The organism is Salmonella sp. SA15303 (assembly GCF_029962125.1).
Taxonomy (GTDB): Bacteria; Pseudomonadota; Gammaproteobacteria; order Enterobacterales; family Enterobacteriaceae; genus Salmonella; species Salmonella enterica.
The window spans coordinates 2,334,944-2,360,974 of the sequence record NZ_CP123924.1 but is presented as its reverse complement, the minus strand read 5'-3'; the positions used below and the strand labels follow the sequence as shown (position 1 = coordinate 2,360,974).

Below are 26,031 nucleotides of genomic sequence, written 5' to 3'. Positions count from 1 at the left end.
GGGTTACAGGATCGTGCCGCCTTTGGTGAGCTGCTCGCGGCGCGCGTCCCGATCTTCTTGATATTGCCTGCCGTGATGCGCGATAGCCGTGCGTAAACGCTGCTGCTGCACATAACGATCTTCGCGACGTAATTCAGCGTCATCGCTCAAGGCAATCAGCAATTCATTCATATGGGCAATTACGCTCTCCGCGATGGCGGCATCCACGCGGGCGCTCACTTCCTCCAGGTGCGACATAAGCTCTCCTACTCTTTATTCTGTAACAGCATGATTCGCCTATTATACGCGTTATTGTCGCCCGATGCGGTAATTCGCCGCCGCCACCCTGATTTAACTTACGTCAAGTGGAAACACGGGGCTTAATAGACCGAGAATTCGCGCCTTTTTGCCTTTCTTCCGCCGTTTGCTTGCGTATAGACCCCGTAAAGTAGACGCGTGAAGAAGTCTAAGGGATAACAACGTGGCAAAATCTCTCTTGCGCAGCGGCAATCTGGATGATTATCAGGCCGTGGGCGGCGGCGGTCAGGCCGTATTTGAATCAGCATTGCAAATTCGCGAAACGCTTCGTCTGCGTAAACAGCAGGCGATGGTTGACTGTCTGGCGATTCCGCAACTTAACGATAATGGCGATCGGGTTGACTGGTATTCGCCGATTGAAGGTCAGGCGATAGCGTGGAAAGCGGCTGACGAAGAGACACGTTCTCGGGCTTTACGTTATTTAGCCAGCACTTTTGAAAGCGCGGCTGCACTCAGTCGCAAAAGTCTGCAATCCGGTAAAACAGCGCTCCAGCTATTTGGTTCGCTACTTGAGAAAGCGACGCAATTTCCCGGTGAAAATCATGTTTTCCTGGTTAACGGCAAACCGGTTATCACCTTCTGGGGATTCGTTAATCTCAACGAAAATACACGCGATGATGTGCTGGACTGCCTGCGGGTAACCGAGGCAATCCCCGACATCCCTCTGGTCGAGCCGGAGCCCGAAGAAAAGCCGCTGGTAGAGGCGGCATTTAGTCAGGCGGATGAACCTTTGTTAACGTCTGTCATTGAGCCGCCGAAAATGCCGGAGGAACCTGCTGCGCCGCCCGTTATCGTTAGCGAGCCGAAGCCTGCCGCACCTATCCCGGTTGCTGAGGCGAAAAGAGCTCGTCGTCTACCGCTGTGGAGCTTACCTGTCGCTGCCGTGGTTATCGCCGCCGTCGCCACGCCTTTTTTCTGGCCATCTTCATCCGTTGACGGGGCCTCTCCTGTTCGCGCCGCGCCTGTCGCTACCGCGAAAACTGACGTTACCCCCTTGCCTGAACTCACCGCGCATTTGCCGCTGCATCGCGCTGAGGTGACGCCCGCCCCCAAAGCGGCGCCGTTGCCGGAAGCGCCTGTTATCATTGCCGCTATCCCCAAAGACGCGCTGGTGATGGACAATACGCAGATGAAGCTTGGAACCACGCGCTTTTTAAACGGTAGCTGGCGCATCAGTGTGGATGTCAAAGATCCGATTACCGGCAAGCCGCCCTCTCTGCGTTATCAGATCCAAAATAACAAAGGCATCGCGCGCGTAGTACATGGCGATAACGTGGTTTGTCGGGCGGAAATTTTCTCTGGTCTGCATCAAACGGGCGAGCTGATGATTAAAAGTCGCGGCAATGCGCGCTGCACCGACGGTTCACGTTATCCGATGCCGGAAATTACCTGTAAAGCAGGCGTCAATGACGTCGCAACCTGTACCGCCCGTTATGGCGACCACGCGGCAATTCCGTTGACGTTTAAAAAGATAGGTGCCTGATTTTATGTTGGTCAATCTGTGTGATTACAAACAGAGCGTCACGCTCATTGCAAACAGCGGCGTCCAGTTTCTTGATTTTGGCTTAACGCCGCAAGAGTCGGCCCACTACGGACGTTTTGTGCGCAAAACGGCAAACGGCCCGCTACTGCGCCTCGATTTTGATCTGACCAGCGGGCGCTACACGTTGCCAGGACGTGCTGGCGGCCAACCCGAAGTCGTGAAACCGGAAAGCACTCAGACGCTGCACTATTCTCTGGATGTACTCGACGGAATCTGGCTCCCCCTGCCGTTCCTGCGTTTTAATCCGCCGCGTACCTTTATTGACGGGCCGGATAACTGGGCGCGCATTCAGGTACGTAAACTCAGCGAGCCAGATAGCGCCGGAAACACACACCGCATCACCCTCGCCTTCGACAGTCAGCTGGCAAAAAATATGCCTGCGGCGTTGGCGCCTTGCGAAAACGATCTGCTCAATGGCACACGTTTTGCGCTCGCCTGGCGCGATGAAGAAGTTGCCGATTTTCTTGACCAGACATGGATTGACGGCTGGCTGCGCGAGTCGTTTCTTCAGTATGCCTCACAGGTGGAAAACCGTTCGGAACAGGCCATTCAGCAAGCGCTGCGTAGTTTTGAGTATCAGGCGCACTGGTTGAATTTACTGACGCTGTTAGGCGAACAGCTTACGGTGCCGGAAGTGAAGTTTGTGACACATACGTTAAGCACGCCCGCAATCCCGGTCGATCTGATTCTGGATGTCGGCAATACGCATACCTGCGGCGTCTTGATCGAGGATCATGGCGATGCGAATGACGGGTTACGCCAGACGGCAGAGCTTCAGGTGCGTTCTTTAAGCGAGCCGCAGTATCTGAACGATCCTTTATTTACCAGCCGGGTAGAATTCTCGGAAGCACGCTTTGGCAAGCAACACTTTTCTGTCGAAAGCGGACGAGACGACGCCTTTGTCTGGCCTTCCATTGTGCGTGTGGGCGACGAGGCTCGCGCCCTTGCTATGCAGCGTGTGGGCACCGAAGGCAGCAGCGGTATCTCCAGCCCACGTCGCTACCTGTGGGATGAAACCCCCGCCTTGCAGGACTGGCGTTTTAGCCAGATCCACGGTAAAACGCAGCGCGAACCGCTTGCCACCGCGTTTCCGCTGATGAATCTGATGAACGATGACGGACAGCCGTTATTCCGCCTGCCGTATGAAGAAAGGCTACCGGTTTTTTCGCCGCAATACAGCCGTAGCACCTTGATGACGCATATGTTGTGCGAAATTCTGGCTCAGGCGCTGGGGCAAATTAACAGCGTCGCCACCCGGCTGCGGCTCGGCTTTCCCGCCTCGCCGCGCCAGCTACGCACCCTGATTTTAACGCTGCCTTCCGCCATGCCGAAACAGGAGCGAGAAATTTTCCGCCAGCGAATGTTTGAAGCGCTGGCGCTGGTCTGGAAAGCCATGGGCTGGCATCCGCAGGATGAGGATTTCACCACGCCTAAGCAGCGTGAAAAAAGCGTGGTGCCGGTACCAGAAATACAGATGGAATGGGACGAAGCAAGTTGCGGCCAACTGGTATGGCTTTATAACGAAGCCATTTCGCATTACGCCGGGCGTACCGAATCCTTTTTTAATGCGCTGGCCAGACCGGATCGCCAGCCTGAACCCGGCGTCGTCCCCGGGCGCGCGTTGCGCGTGGCATCGATTGATATCGGCGGCGGCACGACGGATATGGCGATCGTTCACTATCAGTTAGATGACGGCGTGGGGGCCAATGTAAAAATTACGCCTCATCTCCTGTTTCGCGAAGGTTTTAAAGTCGCCGGGGACGATCTGCTATTAGATATCATTCAGCGTTGCGTACTCCCTTCCCTGCAAACGGCGTTGCAACGGGCAGGCGTTACGGATGCCGCCGCCCTGCTGGCGACCTTATTTGGCGATTCGGGACGAATTGATACTCAGGCCATTTTGCGCCAGCAAACGGCGCTGCAATTATTTATGCCGCTGGGCCATGCGGTACTTTCCGCCTGGGAGCAAAGCGACATTAACGATCCGTTTGCCGGTTTACATGCGACATTTGGCGATCTGCTGATCCGCCGCCCAACGAGCAACGTGATGAACTATATCCAGCAGGCGATCGATCATGCCTTACCGTCTGGTTCGCCGACATTTGATATATTCAATGTGCCGTTGCAAATCCAGTTTAGCCAGCTTCAGGAGTCTCTGCTGGCCGGTCAGTTTACGCTGACAACGCCGCTTCATGCGGTCTGCGAAGCGATATCCCACTATCACTGCGATATCTTGCTGGTGACGGGGAGACCGACCTGTTTACCCGGCGTACAGGCGCTCATCCGGCACTTACAACCGGTGCCGGTTAATCGCATTGTGTGGATGGATAAGTATCAGGTACATGAATGGTATCCCTTCAGTCAACAAGGGCGTATCGGTAATCCAAAATCCACTGCCGCGGTGGGCGCGATGTTATGCAGCCTGGCGCTGGACTTACGTCTGCCGCGTTTCAATTTTAAAGCGGCTGATATCGGCGCGTATTCGACTGTACGTTATCTCGGCGTACTGGATAATACCGTTAATACCCTTCGCGATGAAAACATCTGGTATCACGAAATCGATTTGGATAAACCCGGCGCAACGCTGGACGCTCGCTTGCATTTTCCGCTACGCGGTAACGTGACGTTGGGCTTTCGTCAACTGGCGAACAGTCGCTGGCCAGCAACACCACTTTATTGCCTGAGCATTAATTCCGCCGAACTGGCGAAAACCATCGCTGGCGACGGCGTACTGAATGTGCGACTGAAATTACGCGGCAGTAGCAAAGATAGCGCCCCGGAATCGTTCATATTAAGTGATGCCTGGCTCCAGGACGGGACGCCGGTCGCCGCCGATGCGCTGACATTAAAATTGAATACGCTGGCTGACCGTCGCCACAGCGGCAGCCACTACTGGATAGATAGTGGGAGTGTATACCTGAAATGACAAAACCGTTAAACACCACCCAGGCTGTTATCGAGTGGGTTAACAACACGCGCCGTTACGCAACGCGACTGGATGACGAAGCCGACGCTCTGCTGGCGCAACTTACGCTTGCCGCGGCGGATGAGTCAGCGCTCAACGCCGCCTGCGCATCACATGGCTGCGTTGGTCTGTACGGGTATGCGCAATCCGCAAAAGCGCATCTGTTAACGACGCTATGCGGTAACGAGAATGGCAAGCTGGAAATTATCACGCCGGACCGTGACTATGATTATTTCAGCCACATCAATCCGGGTCATGCGCCAGCGAATATGGCTATTCGCTTTACGCGCGACATTTTTTCAAACGAGAGCGGCTGGCCGTTGCGCCTGCGCTTGATCAGTGAAGCCGAACTGGTGCAGATCTTTATTGCCTGGACCAGCTCGTCCCCCGTTTGTCGCCAGGTCGAAAAATCCATTATCACATCACGCCTGGAGAAATGGCAATCGCTTCGCCAACCGCAGCCCGTCCCCGGCGTTACCGCTGAAGAGGTAGCGACCATCGCGAGTTTCTGGCGCTCTTGCCTGCCGTCCGCCAGACAACATATTGATGATGCGACATGGCAACACTTTGCCTCGCTCTTGCCTGCGCTGGATCTCACGACACGGGCGCACGCCTGGGCATTACTGTGGGGAGAGCAACCGGAGATCACCCAGCAATGGCTGGCGCTGACGCATATGTTGCAACAAACCGGCCATGCCGGGGAACTGGCGGCGCCGCTCAGCCTGCTGGTCGATCATTTTGGCTTACCGGCGGAAAACTTCCTGACGCAAATGGCGCTAACCGCCAACGATACGCAAAGCGATGTGGTGGTGCATCCGGTTAAGGAAGGCCGACTGCTCAATGCGGTCAGCCTTTCGCTTGATTCTCTGGCGCTGCTTACCCGCGAACTGGTGCTAAGCGTTGAAAACAACGTACTGGATAACGTAGATTTACTGGATATTCCGGTCGCGCCAGACAGTCATCCTCATCCGTTATGGCGGGCGAAATTAGGTTGGATGCTGGCCCATTACCGCCAACAGGTACAGCCCGATGTTCTGGTGATTTGCAATGCTCTGGCATCTCGCTCGCAAACGTCCACTGCCGCCCATCACTTACTGGAGTGGGTTAACGCCACGCAGCCGCAGCATGAATCAGCGTTACCCGGCGTCGTCTGGGCTATTACTCCACAGGATGCCCGTTTTGCCACCCAGCAAAATCTGGATGAAGCCGTCCAGCAGTTGATGGGTAAACCTGGCGTGCATTGGGGAACGTTGCAGGCGCTGGATAAACACAGTATGCAGCGTTTGGTGGAATGGTTATCGCAGGCGACATCGGCACCACAGCGACAGGCGCGCTTACAGGCGTTACGCGAACAACTGCGAGGCCGCGTGCGCGATCTGTTACCGATGTTTGATGACGCGCGGCTACCGGTTGAAACCGTGATCCGGCGTCTTCAGGCCCAGGCCGCCAGACATGGCGACCTGCTGGCCGGGCTGTTACCGCCGGTACAGAACTTCGAAGCGTTGCTGAGCACCCGACAGTCACGAGAAGAACAGGTCTGCGGTTTATTTAATGACGCGATCGATCTCTTTGCCGACGAACCAACGCGCGCTTCAGCGTCAGAAGGTCACGAAACAGGCTACCAGGCGCACAAAATGTGGATCAATCATCTGCGCCAGTGGGCCCACTGCCGGGATAATGCGCAGCGTCTGGGACTGGAACCGCAGATGCTCAACGCCGTGGCGGAGATTTTAATTACCGCCAGCTATCGCCTCGGTTTACCTCAGCAGTTACAGAAAACCATGCAGCGCGAGGAGGTGAGCGGCGCGCAGCTTCATGCCATCATTGGTAACTTCATCGCCTGGCTCGGCTACGCCAATATCGAGGAGGCCCAACGCCCGGCCAGCCGCGTTCAGAAAGGCGCAGCCATTTTCGCCGCAACACCGCGTTCGACAATGTTGCGTCTAACAAAGCTTGACGAACAGCCCGTTCACGCCGCCAGCCGCTATGTCTATGACTGGCTTGTTGCGCTGTATACCCTGGCCAATGAGAACGCAGGATATCGGCATCCGCAGGACGTTACCGACGTAGACAGAGCGCAATTAATTGCCCTGATAGCCTGACCTGGCGGAAAAACCATGCCCGGTAACCTGTATCGGGCTTGAGGTCAGAAAAGCGAAAACAGCAATGCGACGGGGAAACTTATCGGCCATGTCGCGCCAACCAAAAAGGCGCTCAGGAAACGAATTCGTTTTTTGTCATGAGTCAAAAACCAGGTGATCAGGGATGATATCACCGCCATGACGGCGTAAAAAATTAATATCTTTTGAAAGAGGGTCATATCAGGCATCCACGCCAACCAGAGGAAAAAACGCGCGCAATATGCTCTTTTTATTTGACGCACATCAAGGTTTATCAGCCTTAACAGCAAAACGTTCTCAATGCACGGCTCCGCTCACAGAATATCCTGTTTAGGTATTATTGCGGATCTCGCCAACCCGTACTATACCCATAGGGGTTATGATGAAAGGTGGCGAAAATGAATGTTTCCAGTAAAACCGTCGTGCTGATTAATGTCTTTGCTGCTGCAGGACTTTTGGGTCTGATCTCGTTGAGATTCGGCTGGTTTGCTTGAGGTGTTCAACCTTTGAGTACTTGCTGCGCATGTTGGCGGGGAGGTCCCCCTCTCCGCCGACACCCGCCTATTTTTTCACGATTTTTCTGAACAGTAAATGATCCTTAATGCTTAACCATGATGTGGCGGACAAGGGTGTAGTCTTCCAGACCATACAATGACATATCTTTGCCGTATCCCGACTGTTTTTGCCCTCCATGCGGCATTTCGCTAACCAACATGAAATGGGTATTAATCCAGGTACAGCCATACTGCAATCTGGCGCTAAGCCGGTGCGCCCGCCCGACGTCCTGAGTCCAGACGGAGGATGCCAGACCATAGCGAGAATCGTTGGCCCACCTCAGAACCTGATCTTCATCATCAAAGACGGTTATACTGACCACCGGGCCGAAGACCTCGCGTTGCACGATGGCATCTTCCTGTTTTGCGTCTGCCAGCAACGTCGGAGCGAAATAGTAACCTTTACCTTCCGTTTGACTTCCGCCAGTAATCACACGGATATGGCTGAGGGCCTTCGCCTCCTCTACAGCCGCTGTGACGCGCTTCAGGTGCGCCAGCGAACTTAACGGCCCCAGCTCTGTCGACTCATCCTCCGGCGCGCCCATTTTCAGGCTGCTCACTGCGTTCCCTAGCTTTTCGACCAGCGCATCATAGATACCGCGCTGCGCGTATATACGGCACGCCGCAGTACAATCCTGTCCGGCATTATAGAAACCAAAAGTCCGGACGCCCTGCGCCACCGCATCCAGATCGGCGTCATCAAAAACAATCACCGGGGCTTTACCACCGAGTTCCATATGCGTACGTTTTATCGCTGGCGCAGTATGGCGCAGAATATGCTCCCCGGTCGCGATAGAACCGGTTAAAGAGACCATGCGTACTTTTTCATGGCCGGTCAATACATCGCCAACAGTTTGCCCTCGTCCGAACAGGACATTGAGCACCCCCGGCGGAAAGATATCCTTCGCCAGCACGGCAAGTTTAAGCGCCGTCAGCGGCGTGATTTCAGAAGGCTTAATCACCACGCAGTTACCTGCCGCCAGCGCTGGCGCCAGCTTCCAGGCCGCCATCATGAGCGGATAATTCCACGGCGCGATAGAGGCAACCACGCCAATCGGATCCCGGCGGATCATCGACGTATGTCCTTCCAGATATTCGCCCGCCGCCAGCCCACTCAAACAACGGGCCGCGCCGGCAAAAAAGCGAAAGACATCCACGATTGCCGGAATTTCATCATTAATTACGCAGTGCAAAGGCTTACCGCAGTTTTGCGATTCAAGCCGGGCGAACTCAAGGGCGTTTTGCTCGATGCTGTCCGCCAGTTTTAACAGACATTCCGCCCGTGCTTTGGGTGTGGTCTGCCCCCATTCGGCAAACGCGTTATCGGCGGCCTGCACTGCGGCGTCAACCTGCGCGGGCGACGCTTCCGCAATCTCAAGTATGACCTCGCCTGTCGCCGGGTTATAAACAGACTGCCTTTCTCCCTCGCCGTCCACCAGCACGCCATTAATCAGTAATTGATATTGCATAGCATTTTCCCATATCGTCATTAATCGATTTCCGGCGAACGGGCCGCCGCTTTCCTAAAAATAGACGGCGCGCCAGATGCTCACCCGGCACACTCGGGAAATTTAGTCAGGTTGTGAGCTGACACGCATTCCACCTCACACAAGGCTTTTAGCGCTCAGCATCTCGCGAATCAGGCTGCCAAGCTGTTTTACGGCCTGTTCTTCCCGTTCTCCCCAATGCCATGCGGTGTTAAAACGAAAGAAACGCGTCCAGGCGCCGGACGTTGAAAACATTTTCCCCGGCGCGATACTGATAAGGTGTTCAAGCGCTTTGGCGCTAAGTTCACCGGCATCAAGCTGCTCAGGTAGCTCCAGCCAAAGAAAATAACCGCTATCGTTATGGTGAATTTTTACTTCCGCCGGGAGATGGCGCAAAAGGGTTTGCCAGGCTTGCTGTTTACGTTCGGCAAGCTGCCTTCGCAATCGTCGCAGATGCGCGTCATATCGACGTGTCGAGAGATAATCCACTAACGCCAATTGCATGGGGGAACTGGTGGATAATGTGCTCATTAACTGCAAACGCTGAATTTGTCTGGCATGGCTTCCTCCCGCAACCCAGCCAATGCGAAAACCGGGAACCAGACATTTGGAAAAAGACGAACAATGCAACACGGTATCGTCGCGATCCCATGCTTTGGCAGGCAGAGGTTTCTCGCGGCCAAAGTAGAGTTCGCTATAAACATCGTCTTCAATTAGCGTCACGTTATGGTGCGTGAGTAACGCAACCAGCCGCGCTTTTTTCTCAGCACTCAGCGTGAACCCTAACGGATTCTGGCTGTTGGTCATTAACCAGCACGCTTTCACCGGATATTCCTGTAACGCCTGTTCCAGCGCCATAAGATCGATACCTTCTTTAACATCGGTAGGTATCGACAACGCTTTCAGGCGCAATCGCTCCAGGGCCTGTAGCGCACCGTAGAAACAGGGGTTCTCCACCACCACCCAGTCTCCCGGCGCCGTCACCGCCTGTAAACTAAGATTCAACGCTTCCAGCGCGCCGGCGGTAATGACAATCTCGTCAGGAGAAACGGTAATCCCCTGCTGCGCGTAACGGCGTGCTATCGCATAGCGCAATTCTGCATTACCTGGCGGCAAGTTTTCGATGACGCTCATTGCCGTCGCGGTTTTGCTGACCTGCGCCAGAGAGCGGTTCAATTGCGGCAAGGGAAACAGACGCGGATCGGGAAACGCTGAGGCAAAGGGCACCACAGAGGTATCACGGCTCGCCTGCAGCATCTCAAAAATATAGGTATTGATATCTACGGCTTCATCCCGAATAACGTGCGCTGCCGTCGCGACTGACCGACAAACCGGATGCGGCGCGACATAATAACCAGATTGCGGACGGGCGATAATCCGTCCCTGACTTTCCAGCAACTGGTACGCATGACCGACAGTCATAAAACTCATGCCGCTACTGGCGACCTGCTCCCTCAGCGAGGGTAATCGATCGCCGGGTTGCCAAACGCCAGAGGCGATTTGTTCTCTAATTTGCTCCGCCAGACGTTGATATTTTTTCATTATTCGATCTCATTGAGCGCTGCTTGCAGGTGGCAACCGCAGTGTATATCAGTTGTTAAAATTAACAATGATTTGCTAACTGTTATGGTGCTTTCCAACAGGCGTAATGATTAGATTTCGCAACAAAACGCCGTTTCAGGGTCTCTGCTTAACGGGAAAGTCAAACCAAGTGTTCGGGTATGGTTCATGAGTAAGAGAGAAGTGCCACCATTCAGTATCCAGTGGCGTAAAACCCGCATCACGCATCAATGTTTGTAATAACAACCTATTTGCGCGTTGCTGAGCGGTAAGTATGACATTATCGGGATGGGATAACGGACTAAAACAGTCAAAGCCGGTACCAAAATCCAGACTATTATCTGGCGAGCGCTGCGCCGCGGACGCAGTACAATTCACCAGTGGTCGTCCGGGATCGTATATTGGTATTTTACTGTCAAGTGGAACAATCGTTAGATCAAGCGTACTTCCCCGACTGTGGCCGGATCTGGCGGCAAGATAACCTTCCTCAAACAGACGATTTTTCTCTACCTGCGGATAAAATTCGTTTTTCATTTGGTTTTGAGAAGGATCTTTGGCCCACGCGATAAAGTCGTTCACTGCGCTTTGCGGACGGTAGCAATCATATATTTTTAAGGTAAGTCCGAAGGGGCGTAAACGATCGGCGACCTGCTTCACTGCGTTCGCGGCTGGTCGTGTTAACAGGCAAACAGGCGCGTTATAGCCTTTAATGGGGCGACCAATAAAGTTATGGGAACTGAAGTATCGCATGTCTACCTGTACGTCGGGGGCGACCGTAGTAATATCGACAAAGTCTTTTGGCTGGTGGAGATCAATATGGTTTTCAGCTGACATTGCCTGAACGGACAACAGGCTGAACAGGAGGAAAGAAGATACGCATTTTACCATATGTTACACCTCGCGAGAGTCACAGGGGTGATTATGTATTTGAGCAGGTAAAGATTAGCGGACACCGCTTAAACAGATGGTTAAAATAAACATCTTTCCCCCTGTAATCTGTGCCTTATCACAAACGGAGAGTTTATATTTTGCTTATACGACCACTGCGCCTCCTGTTCTATACCCAAAATAATTCGAGTTGCGTAAAGGCGGCAAGGGAGTGAGTCTCAGGAGCACAGATAACGATGTGTTTTCACAAAGGCGAGTCTACCTGACCAGAAAGGTCATTTGATAATCAGTAGTACAGTTGTTGTCGCCTTCCATAACTAAATAACATTGTTTCGCCAAAGATAAGACCACTATATAGTCAGGAAGGCAATTAGTGAGGAACACGTCGATTGTCGGCGATAATGCACTGAAATTACGATTCACTGCAGTTGTGCAAACACATAGAATCCCCCTCGAACCGAGATAATTCGGTCTGCTGGTCATAGCCATTATTCAGTAAGACCGCAGGTTGCAGCGGCGGATCACGGGCGTGAAGAAACATCCTGTGCCCCAAATTTTTTGGACAAGCGCTGAACCTGCCGTATACTTTTACTTAACGTACACTCCGCCATAAAAATAAACCCTGCGATGATACCGTAATGCCATAGGCATAACTTAAGGATATGCCATAAATCAAGCGAAGCATGATTTAACTTCTCAGTAATTGCGATAGTCTGTACAAATATTATGGGATGAAATAATAAGATGCCTAACAAAAATATCCCTACCACGATCATGGCAAGTAACTGAAAAAAAGCCCATCCGATAACGAAACGGTAAAGTAACAGCAATAATAGCCGTCCACATTTCCTTAGCCATTCTGACTGCAAAATGCCCCAGGATGCTGTCTTTTCGTGAATTTCACCATCTGATTTCTTCATTTTGAGCCTCCTCGCAGGTTTTTATAATTTTATCGCCCAACTGGAAACAAAGCCGTCAGCTAATCGTTACAACAAATATAATTAAGACAAAAACTAAAGAGTAAGATATTTATATCATAAGCACTATCAGTATTGGCCTTCTGCCCTACCGCTAAACATCTCATTGTTGTTAGCCTAATAATACTTTTAGTTTAACTTCTTATAAGACAATTTCTACACGGTTGAGCAACTATTTACTTTCTCTAAAAATAATATAGTGCGTAATTAATCATTACTCATAGTACATGATGATGTGAGAATTAAGAAAACCGTTTTACTTTCATTCGTTTTATCTGACATATTTCATGGCCAGGAGGCGTGGGCATGACTAAAGCTACGGGTCGATTTGAACAATTGAACAATAATGTTGACGGTTCAGGACAAAGCAAAAATCAGGTGTTTCACCGATAGGCAAACCGATGGGCAACATGGGATAATATTTCGAATACCACCTATTCCAGTAATGAAGTATCATATAATCACTTGTGGTCTACATTATGCCAATTACTATCGGGAGAGGATTTTTAAAGAGTGAGATGTTTTCTCAAAGTGCTATCTCTCAACGCTCTTTCTTTACGTTACTATGGGAAAAGATTAAAGATTTTTTTTGTGACACGCAAAGATCCACTGCCGATCAATATATAAAGGAATTATGTGATGTTGCCTCTCCGCCTGACGCGCAACGTTTATTTGATTTATTTTGCAAGTTATATGAATTATCATCACCGTCATGCAGAGGAAATTTCCATTTTCAGCACTATAAAGATGCTGAGTGTCAGTATACAAATCTCTGTATTAAAGATGGCGAAGATATTCCGTTATGTATTATGATACGTCAGGATCACTACTATTATGAGATAATGAATAGAACAGTGCTCTGTGTTGATACTCAGTCTGCCCACCTGAAAAGATATTCTGATATTAATATAAAAGCTAGCACTTATGTTTGTGAACCGCTATGTTGCTTGTTCCCTGAGCGGTTACAACTCTCGCTATCCGGCGGTATAACATTTTCCGTTGACCTAAAAAATATAGAAGAGACGCTTATCGCCATGGCAGAAAAGGGTAATTTATGTGACTGGAAGGAACAGGAAAGAAAAGCCGCCATCTCCTCCAGGATTAATCTGGGCATCGCCCAGGCAGGTGTAACAGCTATTGACGACGCTATCAAAAACAAAATAGCCGCAAAGGTTATTGAGAATACTAACTTAAAGAATGCAGCGTTTGAACCAAATTATGCACAAAGCTCAGTTACTCAAATTGTTTATTCATGTTTGTTTAAGAATGAGATACTAATGAATATGCTGGAAGAAAGTTCCTCTCATGGCCTGCTATGTTTAAACGAGCTTACTGAATATGTAGCGCTACAAGTTCATAACAGCCTTTTTTCTGAAGATTTATCTTCACTCGTTGAAACAACAAAAAATGAGGCTCATCACCAGAGTTGATCACACCATAAATAGTATGGATTTACAATCCCCTGGCAATACCAAAACCATCTAATACAATAACTTTAAATATATACTCCCAGGGAATAATGGATTTACTATGGAACGAATTGGCTCGTTATTTTTATAATTGACATACTGAGTATAAGTATATTTTCTCATACAACTTATCGCACTTATTGACAAACCGTTTTCGCTAATTTGAAGTGTGGAATAATAACTCAAAGAAATTATTGGCATCATAGCCTCACGACGTAACTGGAAGGTGGCATGATGCTTACAAAAACGTTATCAGTAGTTTTACTGACCTGTGCGCTGTTTTCAGGCCAGTTACTGGCGAAACAGCAAGACCACGCATTCGTATGGTTTGCGACGGGAGGGCACCAGCTTAGACACGAAGCCGACAGCGATGAATTACGGGCGGCAGCGGAAGAATCCGCGGAAGGCTTGCGCGAGCACCACAACTGGCAGAAATCGCGCAAACCAGAAAGCTATTTTCGTTAATTAAACGCCCCTGCGCTTCGGCAGCGTTTTCATCAGCGCTTCAGGGCTCACTGAAGCGACAACGCTGCCGGGCTGGGGCATTTTTAAGATGTGGTTTTTAATTTTGCCAATGACATGCATTTCGCAAGGGCGGCAGTCGAATTTTAGCGTCAGTACCTCATCGCCATGCACCAACTGCATCGGCGTGGCTTTCCAGCTCTTAATATTTCCTTTCGCCTGCTTTGGACAAAGGTTGAACGCAAAACGCAGGCAGTGTTTGGTGATCATGACCGGTACCTCGCCCTTCTCCTGATGCGCCTCATAGGCCGCATCAATCAATTGTACGCCGTAACGGTGATAAAATTCCCGCGCTTTGTGGTTGTAGACATTAGCGAGAAAGCTGAGATGCGTTTGCGGGTAGACCGGCGCAGGCTGCGCCACGGGTTTCCGACGACCTCGTTGATAATGGGCCAGCCGCGCCGCGTCAAGCATATCAATCGCCTCCCGACGGAACTGATTGAGCAGGCTATTTGGCACGAACAACGCCGCCGGTAATGTCACCTGCATATCACGCACGTAGTAAGGCGTCTGTCCCAGCTTCGCCAGTCCGGCTTTTAGGTTATTCAACGCTTTTTCAGAGTTGTTGGCTTCCTCAAATACCCCGTCAAGCGTATGCGTGATGCAGACACCGTCTTCACTGGTCAGCGTCAGAATAAGCTGTTCCTGCCAGCTGCCCAACATGATATCAACCGCCACACGGCGCTCACTGGAGGTTTTTGTCAGCGCTTGCTGCCAGTTATGATCCAGATTACGATTCAACGGATGATGCGGACGGACTTTATGCAGGTCGGCAGGCATATCATTTGGCCAAACGCGGTAGCGGTTATGACCGGTTTTCTCCACCGTATTGGCGCGAAAACCCACCACCTCACGCTTAATCAACACGTTCAGACCATCGCCATTCGCCAACGGCTCCGTCGCTTCTACGTCGAGATAATCCTTCGCCACATTCAGCACCTCGCCTACCGGCAAGCCAATAAATTTTGGTGAATCAAATGCGCCAATATCGCCTTTACGCGCGTTAACAAAATAGTCGGTGCTGCCGCGATGGAAGGTTTTCTCCGTGGAGGGAACAAAAAAGTGTTCGGTCCGACCAACCGACGCACGCGCCAGATCGCCACGTTGCTCGATAATCGCGTCCAGCATCTGACGATAATGCGCGGTGATGTTTTTGACATAGCTCATGTCTTTATAGCGCCCTTCAATCTTGAAGGAACGTACGCCTGCATCGATCAACGCGCCGAGGTTAGCCGTTTGGTCGTTATCTTTCATCGATAGCAAATGTTTTTCGTAAGAGACCACCCGCCCCTGATCGTCTTTTAACGTATACGGTAAGCGACAGGCTTGCGAACAGTCGCCCCGATTGGCGCTGCGCCCGGTTTGCGCATGAGAGATATAACACTGCCCAGAATAAGCGACACACAGCGCGCCATGAATGAAGAACTCAATCGTGGCGTCAGTAGCCTGATGAATAGCCGCTATCTGACTCAAATTAAGCTCGCGCGCCAGTACAATCTGTGAAAAACCGACATCGGCAAGAAACTTCGCTTTTTCCACGCTGCGAATATCACACTGTGTACTGGCGTGAAGCTCAATCGGCGGGATATCCAGTTCCAGAATGCCCATATCCTGCACAATCAGCGCATCCACCCCGGTGTTGTACAAATCGGTGATTAACCGCTGCGCGGGCTCCAGCTCATCATCATGCAGAATAGTATTCAGCGTGACAAAAATCCTGGCGCCGTAACGGTGAGCAAACGGAACCAGATCGGCGATATCGCGCAGACTGTTACTGGCGTTATGACGTGCGCCAAAACCGGGTCCGCCGATGTAGACGGCATCTGCGCCATGCAAAATCGCTTCGCGAGCAATTGCGGCGTCACGGGCCGGACTTAACAATTCGAGATAGTGAGGTTGCTGGCGCATACAGTCGTTCTTATCCAATAGAAGCGAAATGGCGGCTATTGTAGTCAGAAGCGCAAACTAACGAAATAGTTTTCCCGCTTAATCACGTGGGTAATGGATCAGCGAGTGAAAATGAACCGTCTGGTCACTGCTGTTGCGATAGGTATGCGCCGTATCGCCGGCAAAACGCAAACCTTTACCGGCGTCTATGGTTTGCCATACCCCACCAGTACACATGTCCAGCCGACCCTGAATCACCACCACATGTTCGATAACGCCGGCTTTATGCGGCGTTGATTCGCTGACCGTGCCAGGCGCCAGCAATAGGGAAAAATAGTCAAAACAGAGTTCAGGATCCCATGGAAACAACGGTGTGATTACCATCGCTTGCTGCTGGGGATCGAAGGTCGGAGGAAATTCGGCCTGCGGCGGCGAAATAAACACTGAGAATGGAACGTTCAGGCCCGTCGCAATTTTCCACAGCGTTGCGACTGTCGGACTGGATTCATTACGCTCTATCTGCCCCAACATGGCTTTTGAGACGCCGGAGATCTCCGCCAGACGCGATAAACTCCAGCCTCGCTGATGGCGTAACGTTCTTAACGTGGTCGCCAGATAGTGTGTCAGGTTATCCATTTTCCCCCCTGTAAGGCCATAGCGTATCACTTGTACGCTATAACGCACAATGCTACATTGACTGACCGTTATAACGCACAAGAGGCGATCATGCGTCTGTTATCACTGCCGTTACCTACTGTATTATCTGGTCTGGTCGCCGTTCTGGTCGGCTATGCGAGTTCCGCCGCCATTATCTGGCAGGCGGCGCTTGCCGCTGGCGCAACACCCGCAGAGATCGCCGGCTGGATGACCGCCCTCGGTATAGCCATGGGCATAAGCACACTAACGTTAACCTTGTGGTATCGTGCGCCGGTTTTAACCGCCTGGTCAACGCCTGGCGCCGCTCTGTTGGTAACAGGGCTTCAGGGATTATCGTTGCCAGACGCCGTGGGCATATTCATTGTCGCCAATGCCCTGATTGTGCTGTGCGGCGTCACGGGATTGTTTGCGCGTTTGATGCGGATAATCCCCCATTCTCTTGCCGCCGCAATGCTGGCGGGAATACTGCTACGCTTCGGCCTGCAGGCGTTCGGGACGCTCAACGGAGAGTTTGTCATGTGCGGCGGTATGCTATTGGCGTGGCTACTCTTTAAAGTATTCGCGCCCCGCTATGCCGTTATTGCTGCCATGGTAATGGGAATAACGGTGGCGCTCATCCAGGGTAAGGTGGCGATGAGCGGTATTCATTTCGCGCCGGTGTGGCCCACCTTCGTTCCCCCCCACTTTTCATTCGCTCAAAGCCTGAGCGTCGCGGTACCGCTCTTCCTGGTGACGATGGCATCGCAAAACGCCCCCGGCGTCGCCACAATGAAGGCGTCTGGCTATCAGCTTCCTGTCTCTCCGTTAATGATTTTTACCGGGTTGCTGGCGCTGCTGCTTTCGCCATTTGGCGTTTATTCTATCTGCATTGCCGCCATTACAGCCGCCATTTGTCAAAGCCCGGACGCGCACCCCGATCCAACGCGTCGCTGGTTAGCGGCCGCCGCCGCAGGCGTTTTTTATTTACTTGCCGGGTGGTTTGGCGGTTCGATAACCGCGCTGATGGTCGCCCTGCCGGTTAGCTGGGTGCAAATGCTGGCTGGTCTGGCACTGTTAAGTACGATTAGCGGTAGCCTGTATCAGGCGCTTACTCACGAAAGTGAGCGTGACGCGGCAGTTATCGCATTTCTCGTCACCGCCAGCGGGCTAACGCTGATGGGCATCGGATCGGCATTCTGGGGGTTGATCGCTGGCGGAATAGGCTACGCAGTATTAACGAGAACGCGCCGCCCATCGTTGTCTGGCTGATGGTGGCCGCTAATCTGCCGGGGTTTGCGCCATCTTGCGATGGCGCCGCAGAATTATTTTTTATTAACGTCAAACATAGAGGTATCCGTCGCCATATCATCCACGACCTGTTTCAACGTCTCAAACGCCATTGGCGTACTGGAATTGCTCAGGTCTTTACCTTCACCCTGGCGTACTACCTTGACGACCGGCTTGTTGGTCGCGGCATCTATCAGCTCACCTTCAAAATAGAGGTGGGTATCCATGGTCCGGTGGCCCGTCGCCATTTGCGTGCCCGCCACAATCAGCGCTACAGGGATCACCTCATAGAATTGCAGCCCTTCTTTGCTGGTATCCACGCCCGTAATCGCCCCGCGGAAAATCAAACTGCGCGGCCCTGGCGTCGTGACCAGCGGTTTGCGCTGTTCAATTGCTGATTTTACTTTAGTGTTCGTATAAGCCAGCAGTTTATCAAGAACTTGCTGCCCGACCTGGGTCGTTGGTTTGGGGACGGGATAGTATGTTATCGGATTGTAAACAATACTGTCATAGTTAGAGTCATTGAAATGTGGATCTACCCAGCGCAACACCGGTTTCCCCGTGGCGGAGGTAGTTTCCTGCAGGTCCGAATAATTTTTTAAGAATCCAGAATACTTATCCGGCTGTGTGACTTTAGACGCACAGCCGGATAACGCCAGCAAGCCAGTAAGCACTGCAACTTTAAATAAAGTATGAGTACGCATGAAACGATCCCTTTAGTCTTCGCAATGATGCAAAGGAAATAATAGCAAAACGAAATCATTCTGGATGCACTAAAAATGGTAACGACAGCACAATTTGAACGCGGCGCCCGACAAAAAAATGCCGAACGCAGCGAGACTTACAGAACTTGCATCGCTCAGGCCGTTTTTCTCGCCAGCATCGTAGCAAAGCGCAGTTTGATACGGTTGCCATTTTCGTCCGTGCGGTGAAGCTCGCCGACATCTTCGTTGTATTTCAGCATGTCCCATCCTTCGTAATAGCGGCGTAATTCGCCTTCTTTAAAAGCGAACGGGAATCCCACCGTACAGGGAAAGTCCGGCGTATCCATTGCCGCAACAATCAAATTATACCCGCCGGGTTTTGTGCAGCGTTGCATATTGGCAATTAAACCGGGAATGGTTTGCGCCTCAAGAAACATCATAACCACCGTCGAGAGAATAAAATCGTATTCGCCGTCAAAGGTCAATGTATTCAGATCGACAAGGTCGGTTTGCAGATTATCCAGCCCTTCTGCCGCTTTAATACGCTCAAGGTTAGCCATACTGGCCGGATTTTTATCCCACGCGGTAACGTCATAACCGTTCGCGGCCAGATACAGACTATTACGGCCATTGCCACATCCTAAATCCAGCGTTCGGCCTGGCGCGACAACCTTTGCCGCCGCCAGCACATCCGAATGCGTGCGGGTTAAACCGTATTTCTCAGTAAAGTAATTTTCGTCACGAACGGTCATTTTTTTCCTCCGTTTTCAACAGTGCAGCGCGCTCAGTGCGAATAAGCAACGTCCCCTGCACCAGCAATAGAAATGTACGAACCAGCAATAAAGCGATAATAGCGTTAGTGAAAATAAACAGCGGGACGGCCAGAATATGGAAAAGCCCTGATTCACTACCGTGACCAAGATGTAACCCCGTGGTCGCCAGCGCGGAAACGCCGAACGAAAAACTCCAGAAGGAAGCATTAAACGGTTGTGATAAATACCAGGGCATTAATCGCAGCATAAATAAAAGCTGTAACAGACCGTAGCCGAATAGCATTTTCGCCAGCGTGTCGCCCTCCCCGCCATTGACGCTCAGCCAGGCGCTACAGGCGACCAGCGCGGGCGCCAGTTGGATACCCAGCGACGTACGCAGCACCGCCGGTAATTCGCCGCAGCTACGCAGTCGCTGCAAAATAACCGGCTCCAGACTTAACCACGAAAAGACGCCTGCGCCTAAAAACACCAGTCCGGCATCATTGTAACCGAGCGCTCCACAGGCCATAGCGCTGATAAAATTATTCGCTACCGTGGGCAGATAAAGTCCTGGGGTTGTCGCTTCTTCCGGATGCGCTCCGCGCCAAAGTCCCGCCGTCTGCCAGGCGGCATACGCCAGTTGTATGACGACCCCCACGCTGAATAGCGCAACGGCCAACGGGCGATACCAGGGAACGAAACCGATCGCGACCAGCATCGTGGTGGCGGGAAACAGGCTGACAAAACTGCTCATTACCGGATGTCGCACTTCAGCCATCACGCTATGGGGAAAGCGCACCAGACGGCTAAGGAACGCCAGGGTCAAGAGTGCCCAAATAATCATCGCCAGGATCACCATGATGTCGCCGGGCCAGTGGCTTATTCCCCATATCTGGCTGGCATAACGCCAGGCGAATCCCATACCGATAGTGCCAAGGACGATGCCAAAATAGCCCGCAGGCAGATTGAGCACGCGATCGCTCTGCTTGTGATTACGCATTTTGTTTAATTTATAAAGTATATTTGAAATGCATTTTATGGAATTTCTGGTTGTTTCGCCAGTACCTTTGCTACGGTTATCTTAATCGTTCACACGGAATTTCCCTATGACCAAATATCGACTGAGTGAAGAACCTCGTGCTTTTACTTATCAGGTAGACGGTGAGAAGAAAAGCGTCTTATTACGACAAGTTATTGCCGTAACGGATTTTAACGATGTTAAAGCCGGAACCTCCGGCGGCTGGGTTGATGCCGGTAATGTGCTGTCACAACAGGGGGATTGCTGGATTTATGATGAAAACGCGATGGCCTTTGCGGGCACGGAAATTACGGGTAACGCGCGTATCACGCAGCCGTGCTCGCTCTACAATAACGTGCGAATAGGCGATAACGTCTGGATTGATCGCTCTGATATCAGCGATGGCGCGCGGATAAGTGACAACGTCACCATTCAGTCCTCTTCCGTGCGCGGAGAGTGTGCGATTTATGGCGATGCCCGCGTGTTAAACCAGTCAGAAATTCTCGCCGTTCAGGGACTAACGCATGAACATGCGCAGATTTTACAAATTTACGATCGCGCCACCGTGAACCATTCGCGGATTGTCCATCAGGTACAGCTTTATGGCGACGCCACTATCACTCTCGCTTTTATTGAGCACCGGGCGGAGGTCTTTGATTTCGCGCTCATCGAAGGCAACAAAGACAATAATGTCTGGATCTGTGACTGCGCCAAAGTCTATGGCCATGCGCGGGTTATCGCCGGCACAGAGGAAGATGCTATCCCTACCCTTCGCTACAGCTCGCAGGTAGCGGAACATGCGTTAATCGAAGGCAACTGTGTGTTAAAACATCATGTGCTGGTAGGCGGACATGCTGAGATACGCGGAGGCCCGATTTTACTGGACGACCGCGTGCTGATTGAAGGCCAGGCCTGTATACAGGGCGAAATTCTGATTGAGCACCAGGTCGAGATTAGCGGACGGGCGACGGTTATAGCCTTTGACGGCAATACTATTCACCTGCGCGGCCCAAAAGTGATCAATGGCGAGGATCGTATTACGCGTACCCCCTTAGTCGGTTCCCTTTAATCCGCATCAATAATGCGGGCATACATATTAACGTCGTGATAGTCGCCGTTAAGATACTCCGCCTGCTTCATACAGCCCTCCAGCGTAAAATGGTTGCGCCGTGCGACTGCGTTACTGGCCTGATTATCAACGCGGCATTTAATGACGAAGCGCCGAATATCGCCGCGCCGGGCATAATGTGTCATCAGCGCCTGTAATGATTGCGACATTATCCCTTGTCCCTGGAAGGACTCATCCAGCCAGTAACCGATATAGGCGGCTTTGTTTATCGGTTCGATGGCATTAAATGAGAGTACGCCTGCCATCTCATTCTGGCAGAAAATCAGGTACATTTTGGCGTAACCACGCTGGTGCAACAGTATATTACCCTGCACATGCTTACGCGTTTCCTCCTGCGACGTGACATATTGCGGCCAGTCGAGCGACTGTTGTAGCCACGCTTTGTTTTTGAGTACCAGTTGGTGCAGCGCCGGAACATGACTTTCATCTGCCGCTCGCAGTTCCAGCGTCGTGCTAACAGGAATAATTTCCACCATCGCGTTGCCCTTCTTCGTTGTTGGTCGTGATCACATAAATAGCCTGGTTTACCGATAACCCGCAGGTGATATGAGCGTTTTTATTGTATCGCCATCACATTATTTTTTATTGGCCATATTTAGCGTATTTCCGCGTGACACATTTCACACTTATCCAACCATTCTCCGCCTATAAAACGCTCAACGACTGATTGTTTTATCACCACGGAGACGCCAATGACCTTTTCTGTGCAGGAAACGCTTTTTTCTTTACTGCGGCTAAACGGGATTTCAGGACATGAAAACAGTATTGCAAACGTTATGCAGCACGCGTTTGAACAGCAGGCCAAAGACGTCTGGCGGGATCGCTTAGGCAATGTCGTCGCCCGTTATGGCAGCGATAAACCCGACGCGCTTCGCCTGATGATTTTTGCGCATATGGATGAAGTGGGTTTTATGGTACGCAAGATCGAACCCTCCGGTTTTTTACGTTTTGAACGCGTAGGCGGCCCGGCGCAAATTACTATGCCCGGTTCGATTGTGACGCTTGCCGGACGTTCAGGCGATATCATGGGCTGTATCGGTATTAAAGCATATCACTTCGCGAAGGGTGACGAGCGCACCCAGCCACCCGCGCTCGATAAACTCTGGATTGATATCGGCGCAAAAGATAAAGCGGATGCCGAACGAATGGGTATTCAGGTGGGGACGCCAGTAACCCTTTACAACCCGCCGCACTGTCTGGGCAACGACCTGGTATGCAGTAAGGCGCTGGATGACAGGCTGGGGTGTACGGCGCTACTGGGCGTCGCCGAGGCCCTCGCCTCCACACCGCTTGATATCGCGGTATTCCTGGTCGCGTCGGTACAGGAAGAGTTCAATATTCGCGGCATTATTCCCGTTTTACGACGCGTGCGCCCCGACCTGGCGATTGGTATTGATATCACCCCCTCCTGCGACACGCCTGACCTGCAGGATTACTCAGATGTGCGGGTCAACCACGGCGTCGGCATCACCTGTCTGAACTATCACGGACGCGGTACGTTGGCGGGACTGATTACGCCGCCGCGTTTGCTGCGGATGCTGGAGACCACCGCGCACGAAAATAATATTCCCGTACAGCGTGAAGTCGCGCCAGGCGTCATCACCGAAACCGGCTACATTCAGGTTGAACTGGACGGTATTCCCTGCGCCAGTCTTTCTATTCCCTGCCGCTATACCCACTCGCCAGCCGAAGTCGCCAGCCTGCGCGACCTGGCTGATTGTATCCGTTTACTGACTGCGCTGGCCAACATGTCGCCAGAACAGTTTCCCATTGAGCCTGAAACAGGCGCTACACAAGAGGCACGACCATGATGAAAAAGATCCTTGTGGCATGTGGTACCGGCATGTCGACATCAACCATGATTGCACAAAAACTGCAGGACTTTCTTGCGGAGCAAGGCATTGCGGCAACCACGGCGCAATGTTGTCTGAATGAGATCCCGTTGAACTGTAACGGTATGGATCTCATCGTAACGTCCATGCGTACGCACAGTGACTATGGCATCCCGACGCTCAACGGCGCCGCCCTGCTGACAGGCATCAACGACGACGCATTAAAACAAGAAATCAAGGCGCTGTTAACACAATAAAGGGGGCATTATGTTTGATTACATCCTGTCTCTCGGCGGCACCGTTTTTGTGCCCATCATTATGATTATCATCGGCTTAATCTTTCGTATTCCCTGGCTGCAGGCAGTGAAAGCCGGGGTGACGGTCGGCATCGGTTTTGTCGGCATGGGGTTGGTGATCGTCATGGCGATCGACAGTCTCAGTCCGCCGATTAAAGTGATGATTGAGCGTTTTGGCCTGACGCTGCATGTGTTTGACGTCGGCGCCGGGCCCGCATCCGGCGTCGGCTATGCGACGGCCATCGGCGCGATGATCATTCCCGTTATCTTTCTGCTCAACGTCGGTATGCTGGTGACTCGTCTGACCAAAACCATGAACGTTGATATTTATAACTACTGGCACTACGCCATTACCGGAACGGTCGTCCAGTTGATGACCGGCAGTCTGATTTATGGCGTACTGGGCGCGATTTGCCACGCCGCCTTGTCGTTGAAAATGGCCGACTGGACGGCGAAACGGGTACAGAACATTGTGGGTCTGGAAGGGATTTCTATTCCGCAAGGGTATGGCTCCAGTTCCGTGCCGTTGTTCGTATTGCTGGATGCGATATACGAAAAAATACCGTTTATGAAAGGACGCAATATTGATGCTCAGGAGATCCAAAAACGGTATGGGATGGTTGGCGACCCGGTGATCATTGGCGTTGTTCTCGGGCTGATCTTCGGACTTGCCGCAGGCGAAGGCTTTAAAGGGTGCGCAACCTTAATGATTACCGTGGCGGCGATTATGGTGCTGTTTCCGCGCATGATTCGCCTTATCGTTGAGGGATTAATGCCCATTTCCGACGGCGCGCGTAAGTTCTTCCAGAAACACTTTAAAGGGCGCGAAGTCTTTATCGGTCTGGATACCGCAGTGACGTTAGGCCACCCGACCACCATCGCGGTTGGACTGCTGTTAATTCCCATCATGTTAATTCTGGCGAGCATACTGCCGGGCAATAAAGTCCTGCCGCTGGCTGATTTACCGGTTGCGCCGTTTTTTATCTGCATGGCCACGGTTATTCATCGCGGCGATCTGATTCGTACTCTGCTCAGCGGCATCATTGTCATGATTACCGTTCTGCTGATCGCCACCCAGTTCGCACCGTACTTTACCGATATGGCGCTCAAAGGCGGCTTTAGCTTCGCCGCTGAAAACGCGCAAATTACCGCGCTGTCGGTGGGAAATATGTTTGGCTGGTCAATATCTGAATTGATGTCGCTGGGCATGATTGGCGTGGTTATTGTGGTCGGCATTGTCGCCAGCATCATACTTGTCTTACGTAAACGTGAACTACCGGAATAAGGAGCAACCCAGAATGAGTTGGCTAAAAGAGGTAATAGGAACAGAAAAAGCCGTTATCGCCATGTGCCATTTACGGGCGTTGCCGGGCGATCCCGGGTTCGATACCAGGAAAGGCATGAACTGGGTAATTGACCGCGCCCATGACGATTTAATGGCGCTACAAAATGGCGGCGTGGATGCGGTGATGTTCTCCAACGAATTTAGTCTGCCTTATTTAACGAAAGTCAGACCGGAAACGACCGCCGCGATGGCAAGAATCATCGGTCAGTTAATGAGTGAAATCCGCGTACCGTTTGGGGTAAACGTGTTGTGGGACCCTGTGGCCTCGTTTGATTTGGCGATGGCGACCGACGCAAAATTTATCCGCGAAATTTTCACCGGCGCTTACGCCAGCGATTTTGGCGTCTGGGATACGAATGTCGGCGAAACCATTCGCCATCAGCATCGCATCGGCGCAGGCCACGTGAAAACGTTGTTTAACATCGTTCCGGAAGCGGCGGTGTATCTGGGAAACCGCGATGTCTGTTCAATTGCGAAATCGACCGTATTTAACAATAACCCCGATGCCCTGTGCGTCTCGGGGCTGACGGCGGGCGCTCGCACGGATAGCGCCATACTGAAGCGAGTAAAAGAGACCGTCCCCGACACGGTCGTGCTGGCGAATACCGGGGTGTGTCTGGAAAACGTCGAGGAGCAGCTCTGCATTGCCGACGGATGCGTAACGGCAACCACGTTTAAAAAAGACGGCGTCTTCGCCAACTTTGTCGACCAGGCGCGCGTGGCGAAGTTTATGGAGAAAGTACGCCATATCCGACAATAAAAT

General features: G+C 51.8%; 25 protein-coding genes. 12 read left to right on the top strand and 13 right to left on the bottom strand.

Going from position 1 to position 26,031, the window contains the following annotated elements; translation table 11 throughout:
• Positions 1–3 precede the first annotated feature (3 nt).
• Positions 4–237, bottom strand: coding sequence for a YdcY family protein (locus QEN31_RS11565; protein WP_000018720.1), 234 nt, complete (start codon positions 235–237; stop codon positions 4–6).
• A 223-nt stretch (positions 238–460) separates the two neighbouring features.
• Here QEN31_RS11565 and srfA point away from each other — a divergent pair, with 223 nt between their 5' ends.
• From srfA to srfC, 3 genes are read left to right on the top strand one after another with little or no spacing between them, the layout of a single operon-like run.
• Entirely contained in the window at positions 461–1,780 is a 1,320-nt protein-coding gene (gene srfA / locus QEN31_RS11560) for a virulence-associated effector SrfA (protein WP_001129948.1), read from the top strand.
• A 4-nt stretch (positions 1,781–1,784) separates the two neighbouring features.
• Complete coding sequence (locus QEN31_RS11555; RefSeq protein ID WP_000960833.1) at positions 1,785–4,766, top strand: virulence factor SrfB; 2,982 nt, start codon at positions 1,785–1,787, stop codon at positions 4,764–4,766.
• Entirely contained in the window at positions 4,763–6,907 is a 2,145-nt protein-coding gene (srfC, locus tag QEN31_RS11550) for a virulence-associated effector SrfC (RefSeq protein WP_099949670.1), read from the top strand. The genes QEN31_RS11555 and srfC overlap by 4 nt, the downstream gene beginning before the upstream one ends.
• 44 nt (positions 6,908–6,951) lie before the next feature.
• Here srfC and QEN31_RS11545 read toward each other — a convergent pair whose 3' ends face one another.
• A complete protein-coding gene (locus QEN31_RS11545) occupies positions 6,952–7,125 on the bottom strand; it encodes a GhoT/OrtT family toxin (protein ID WP_000171943.1) in 174 nt (57 codons plus the stop codon).
• Between the two features lie 198 nt (positions 7,126–7,323).
• Here QEN31_RS11545 and yncL point away from each other — a divergent pair, with 198 nt between their 5' ends.
• Positions 7,324–7,419: a stress response membrane protein YncL gene (gene yncL, locus QEN31_RS11540; protein ID WP_001103198.1), complete on the top strand. Its 96-nt coding sequence runs from the start codon at positions 7,324–7,326 to the stop codon at positions 7,417–7,419.
• Between the two features lie 104 nt (positions 7,420–7,523).
• On the opposite strand, the gene patD is transcribed toward yncL, so the two are convergent.
• The 5 genes from patD to ugtL all read right to left on the bottom strand — a co-directional run bounded on the left by patD (position 7,524) and on the right by ugtL (position 12,334).
• Positions 7,524–8,969: an aminobutyraldehyde dehydrogenase gene (patD, locus tag QEN31_RS11535; RefSeq protein ID WP_000158107.1), complete on the bottom strand. Its 1,446-nt coding sequence runs from the start codon at positions 8,967–8,969 to the stop codon at positions 7,524–7,526.
• Positions 8,970–9,083: 114 nt separating this feature from the next.
• The gene (gene ycdR, locus QEN31_RS11530; RefSeq protein ID WP_000760692.1) at positions 9,084–10,508 is read right to left on the bottom strand and encodes a GntR family transcriptional regulator YdcR; all 1,425 of its coding nucleotides are present in this window, start codon (positions 10,506–10,508) and stop codon (positions 9,084–9,086) included.
• Positions 10,509–10,643: 135 nt separating this feature from the next.
• Positions 10,644–11,414 carry a M15 family metallopeptidase gene (locus QEN31_RS11525; protein ID WP_000237715.1) on the bottom strand — a complete coding sequence of 257 codons (771 nt, stop codon included), beginning with the start codon at positions 11,412–11,414 and terminating at the stop codon, positions 10,644–10,646.
• Positions 11,415–11,672: 258 nt separating this feature from the next.
• The gene (locus QEN31_RS11520; protein WP_001597849.1) at positions 11,673–11,903 is read right to left on the bottom strand and encodes a hypothetical protein; all 231 of its coding nucleotides are present in this window, start codon (positions 11,901–11,903) and stop codon (positions 11,673–11,675) included.
• Between the two features lie 32 nt (positions 11,904–11,935).
• Positions 11,936–12,334: a regulatory protein UgtL gene (gene ugtL, locus QEN31_RS11515; RefSeq protein ID WP_099949669.1), complete on the bottom strand. Its 399-nt coding sequence runs from the start codon at positions 12,332–12,334 to the stop codon at positions 11,936–11,938.
• Between the two features lie 536 nt (positions 12,335–12,870).
• Here ugtL and sifB point away from each other — a divergent pair.
• Together sifB and QEN31_RS11505 are read left to right on the top strand one after the other, a co-directional pair.
• Complete coding sequence (gene sifB / locus QEN31_RS11510) at positions 12,871–13,821, top strand: SPI-2 type III secretion system effector SifB (RefSeq protein ID WP_001122926.1); 951 nt, start codon at positions 12,871–12,873, stop codon at positions 13,819–13,821.
• A gap of 273 nt (positions 13,822–14,094) precedes the next feature.
• Positions 14,095–14,325 carry a DUF2554 family protein gene (locus tag QEN31_RS11505; protein ID WP_000956438.1) on the top strand — a complete coding sequence of 77 codons (231 nt, stop codon included), beginning with the start codon at positions 14,095–14,097 and terminating at the stop codon, positions 14,323–14,325.
• Here QEN31_RS11505 and QEN31_RS11500 read toward each other — a convergent pair whose 3' ends face one another.
• Together QEN31_RS11500 and QEN31_RS11495 are read right to left on the bottom strand one after the other, a co-directional pair.
• The gene (locus tag QEN31_RS11500) at positions 14,326–16,290 is read right to left on the bottom strand and encodes a peptidase U32 family protein (protein ID WP_001249762.1); all 1,965 of its coding nucleotides are present in this window, start codon (positions 16,288–16,290) and stop codon (positions 14,326–14,328) included.
• Positions 16,291–16,368: 78 nt separating this feature from the next.
• Positions 16,369–16,905: a helix-turn-helix domain-containing protein gene (locus QEN31_RS11495; RefSeq protein ID WP_000369555.1), complete on the bottom strand. Its 537-nt coding sequence runs from the start codon at positions 16,903–16,905 to the stop codon at positions 16,369–16,371.
• Between the two features lie 90 nt (positions 16,906–16,995).
• Between QEN31_RS11495 and QEN31_RS11490 the strand changes: the two genes are divergently transcribed.
• Positions 16,996–18,174: a benzoate/H(+) symporter BenE family transporter gene (locus tag QEN31_RS11490; protein WP_001238501.1), complete on the top strand. Its 1,179-nt coding sequence runs from the start codon at positions 16,996–16,998 to the stop codon at positions 18,172–18,174.
• A gap of 53 nt (positions 18,175–18,227) precedes the next feature.
• Here the strand turns inward: QEN31_RS11490 and QEN31_RS11485 are convergent, their stop codons facing one another.
• The 3 genes from QEN31_RS11485 to tehA all read right to left on the bottom strand — a co-directional run bounded on the left by QEN31_RS11485 (position 18,228) and on the right by tehA (position 20,648).
• Positions 18,228–18,896 carry a DUF3313 domain-containing protein gene (locus QEN31_RS11485; protein WP_001259025.1) on the bottom strand — a complete coding sequence of 223 codons (669 nt, stop codon included), beginning with the start codon at positions 18,894–18,896 and terminating at the stop codon, positions 18,228–18,230.
• A 155-nt stretch (positions 18,897–19,051) separates the two neighbouring features.
• Positions 19,052–19,648: a tellurite resistance methyltransferase TehB gene (gene tehB, locus QEN31_RS11480; protein WP_000218280.1), complete on the bottom strand. Its 597-nt coding sequence runs from the start codon at positions 19,646–19,648 to the stop codon at positions 19,052–19,054.
• Entirely contained in the window at positions 19,635–20,648 is a 1,014-nt protein-coding gene (gene tehA / locus QEN31_RS11475) for a dicarboxylate transporter/tellurite-resistance protein TehA (protein ID WP_001244002.1), read from the bottom strand. Before tehA ends, tehB begins: the two co-directional genes overlap by 14 nt.
• 106 nt (positions 20,649–20,754) lie before the next feature.
• Here tehA and ydcK point away from each other — a divergent pair, with 106 nt between their 5' ends.
• A complete protein-coding gene (gene ydcK, locus QEN31_RS11470; RefSeq protein WP_000170589.1) occupies positions 20,755–21,735 on the top strand; it encodes a YdcK family protein in 981 nt (326 codons plus the stop codon).
• Here the strand turns inward: ydcK and rimL are convergent.
• Positions 21,732–22,271 (bottom strand): 50S ribosomal protein L7/L12-serine acetyltransferase, encoded by a 540-nt coding sequence (rimL, locus tag QEN31_RS11465; RefSeq protein WP_000229304.1) that lies wholly within the window; start codon positions 22,269–22,271, stop codon positions 21,732–21,734. The genes ydcK and rimL overlap by 4 nt on opposite strands.
• A gap of 216 nt (positions 22,272–22,487) precedes the next feature.
• Between rimL and QEN31_RS11460 the strand changes: the two genes are divergently transcribed.
• Genes QEN31_RS11460 through sgcQ form a run of 4 tightly spaced genes read left to right on the top strand, consistent with a single transcriptional unit; the run spans position 22,488 to position 26,028 of the window.
• Complete coding sequence (locus QEN31_RS11460) at positions 22,488–23,606, top strand: M42 family metallopeptidase (protein WP_000144617.1); 1,119 nt, start codon at positions 22,488–22,490, stop codon at positions 23,604–23,606.
• Positions 23,603–23,884 carry a PTS sugar transporter subunit IIB SgcB gene (gene sgcB / locus QEN31_RS11455; RefSeq protein WP_000976132.1) on the top strand — a complete coding sequence of 94 codons (282 nt, stop codon included), beginning with the start codon at positions 23,603–23,605 and terminating at the stop codon, positions 23,882–23,884. The genes QEN31_RS11460 and sgcB overlap by 4 nt, the downstream gene beginning before the upstream one ends.
• 10 nt (positions 23,885–23,894) lie before the next feature.
• Positions 23,895–25,208, top strand: coding sequence for a PTS sugar transporter subunit IIC SgcC (gene sgcC, locus QEN31_RS11450; protein WP_000460835.1), 1,314 nt, complete (start codon positions 23,895–23,897; stop codon positions 25,206–25,208).
• 13 nt (positions 25,209–25,221) lie between these two features.
• Complete coding sequence (gene sgcQ / locus QEN31_RS11445; RefSeq protein ID WP_000118615.1) at positions 25,222–26,028, top strand: BtpA family protein SgcQ; 807 nt, start codon at positions 25,222–25,224, stop codon at positions 26,026–26,028.
• Positions 26,029–26,031: the final 3 nt, after the last annotated feature.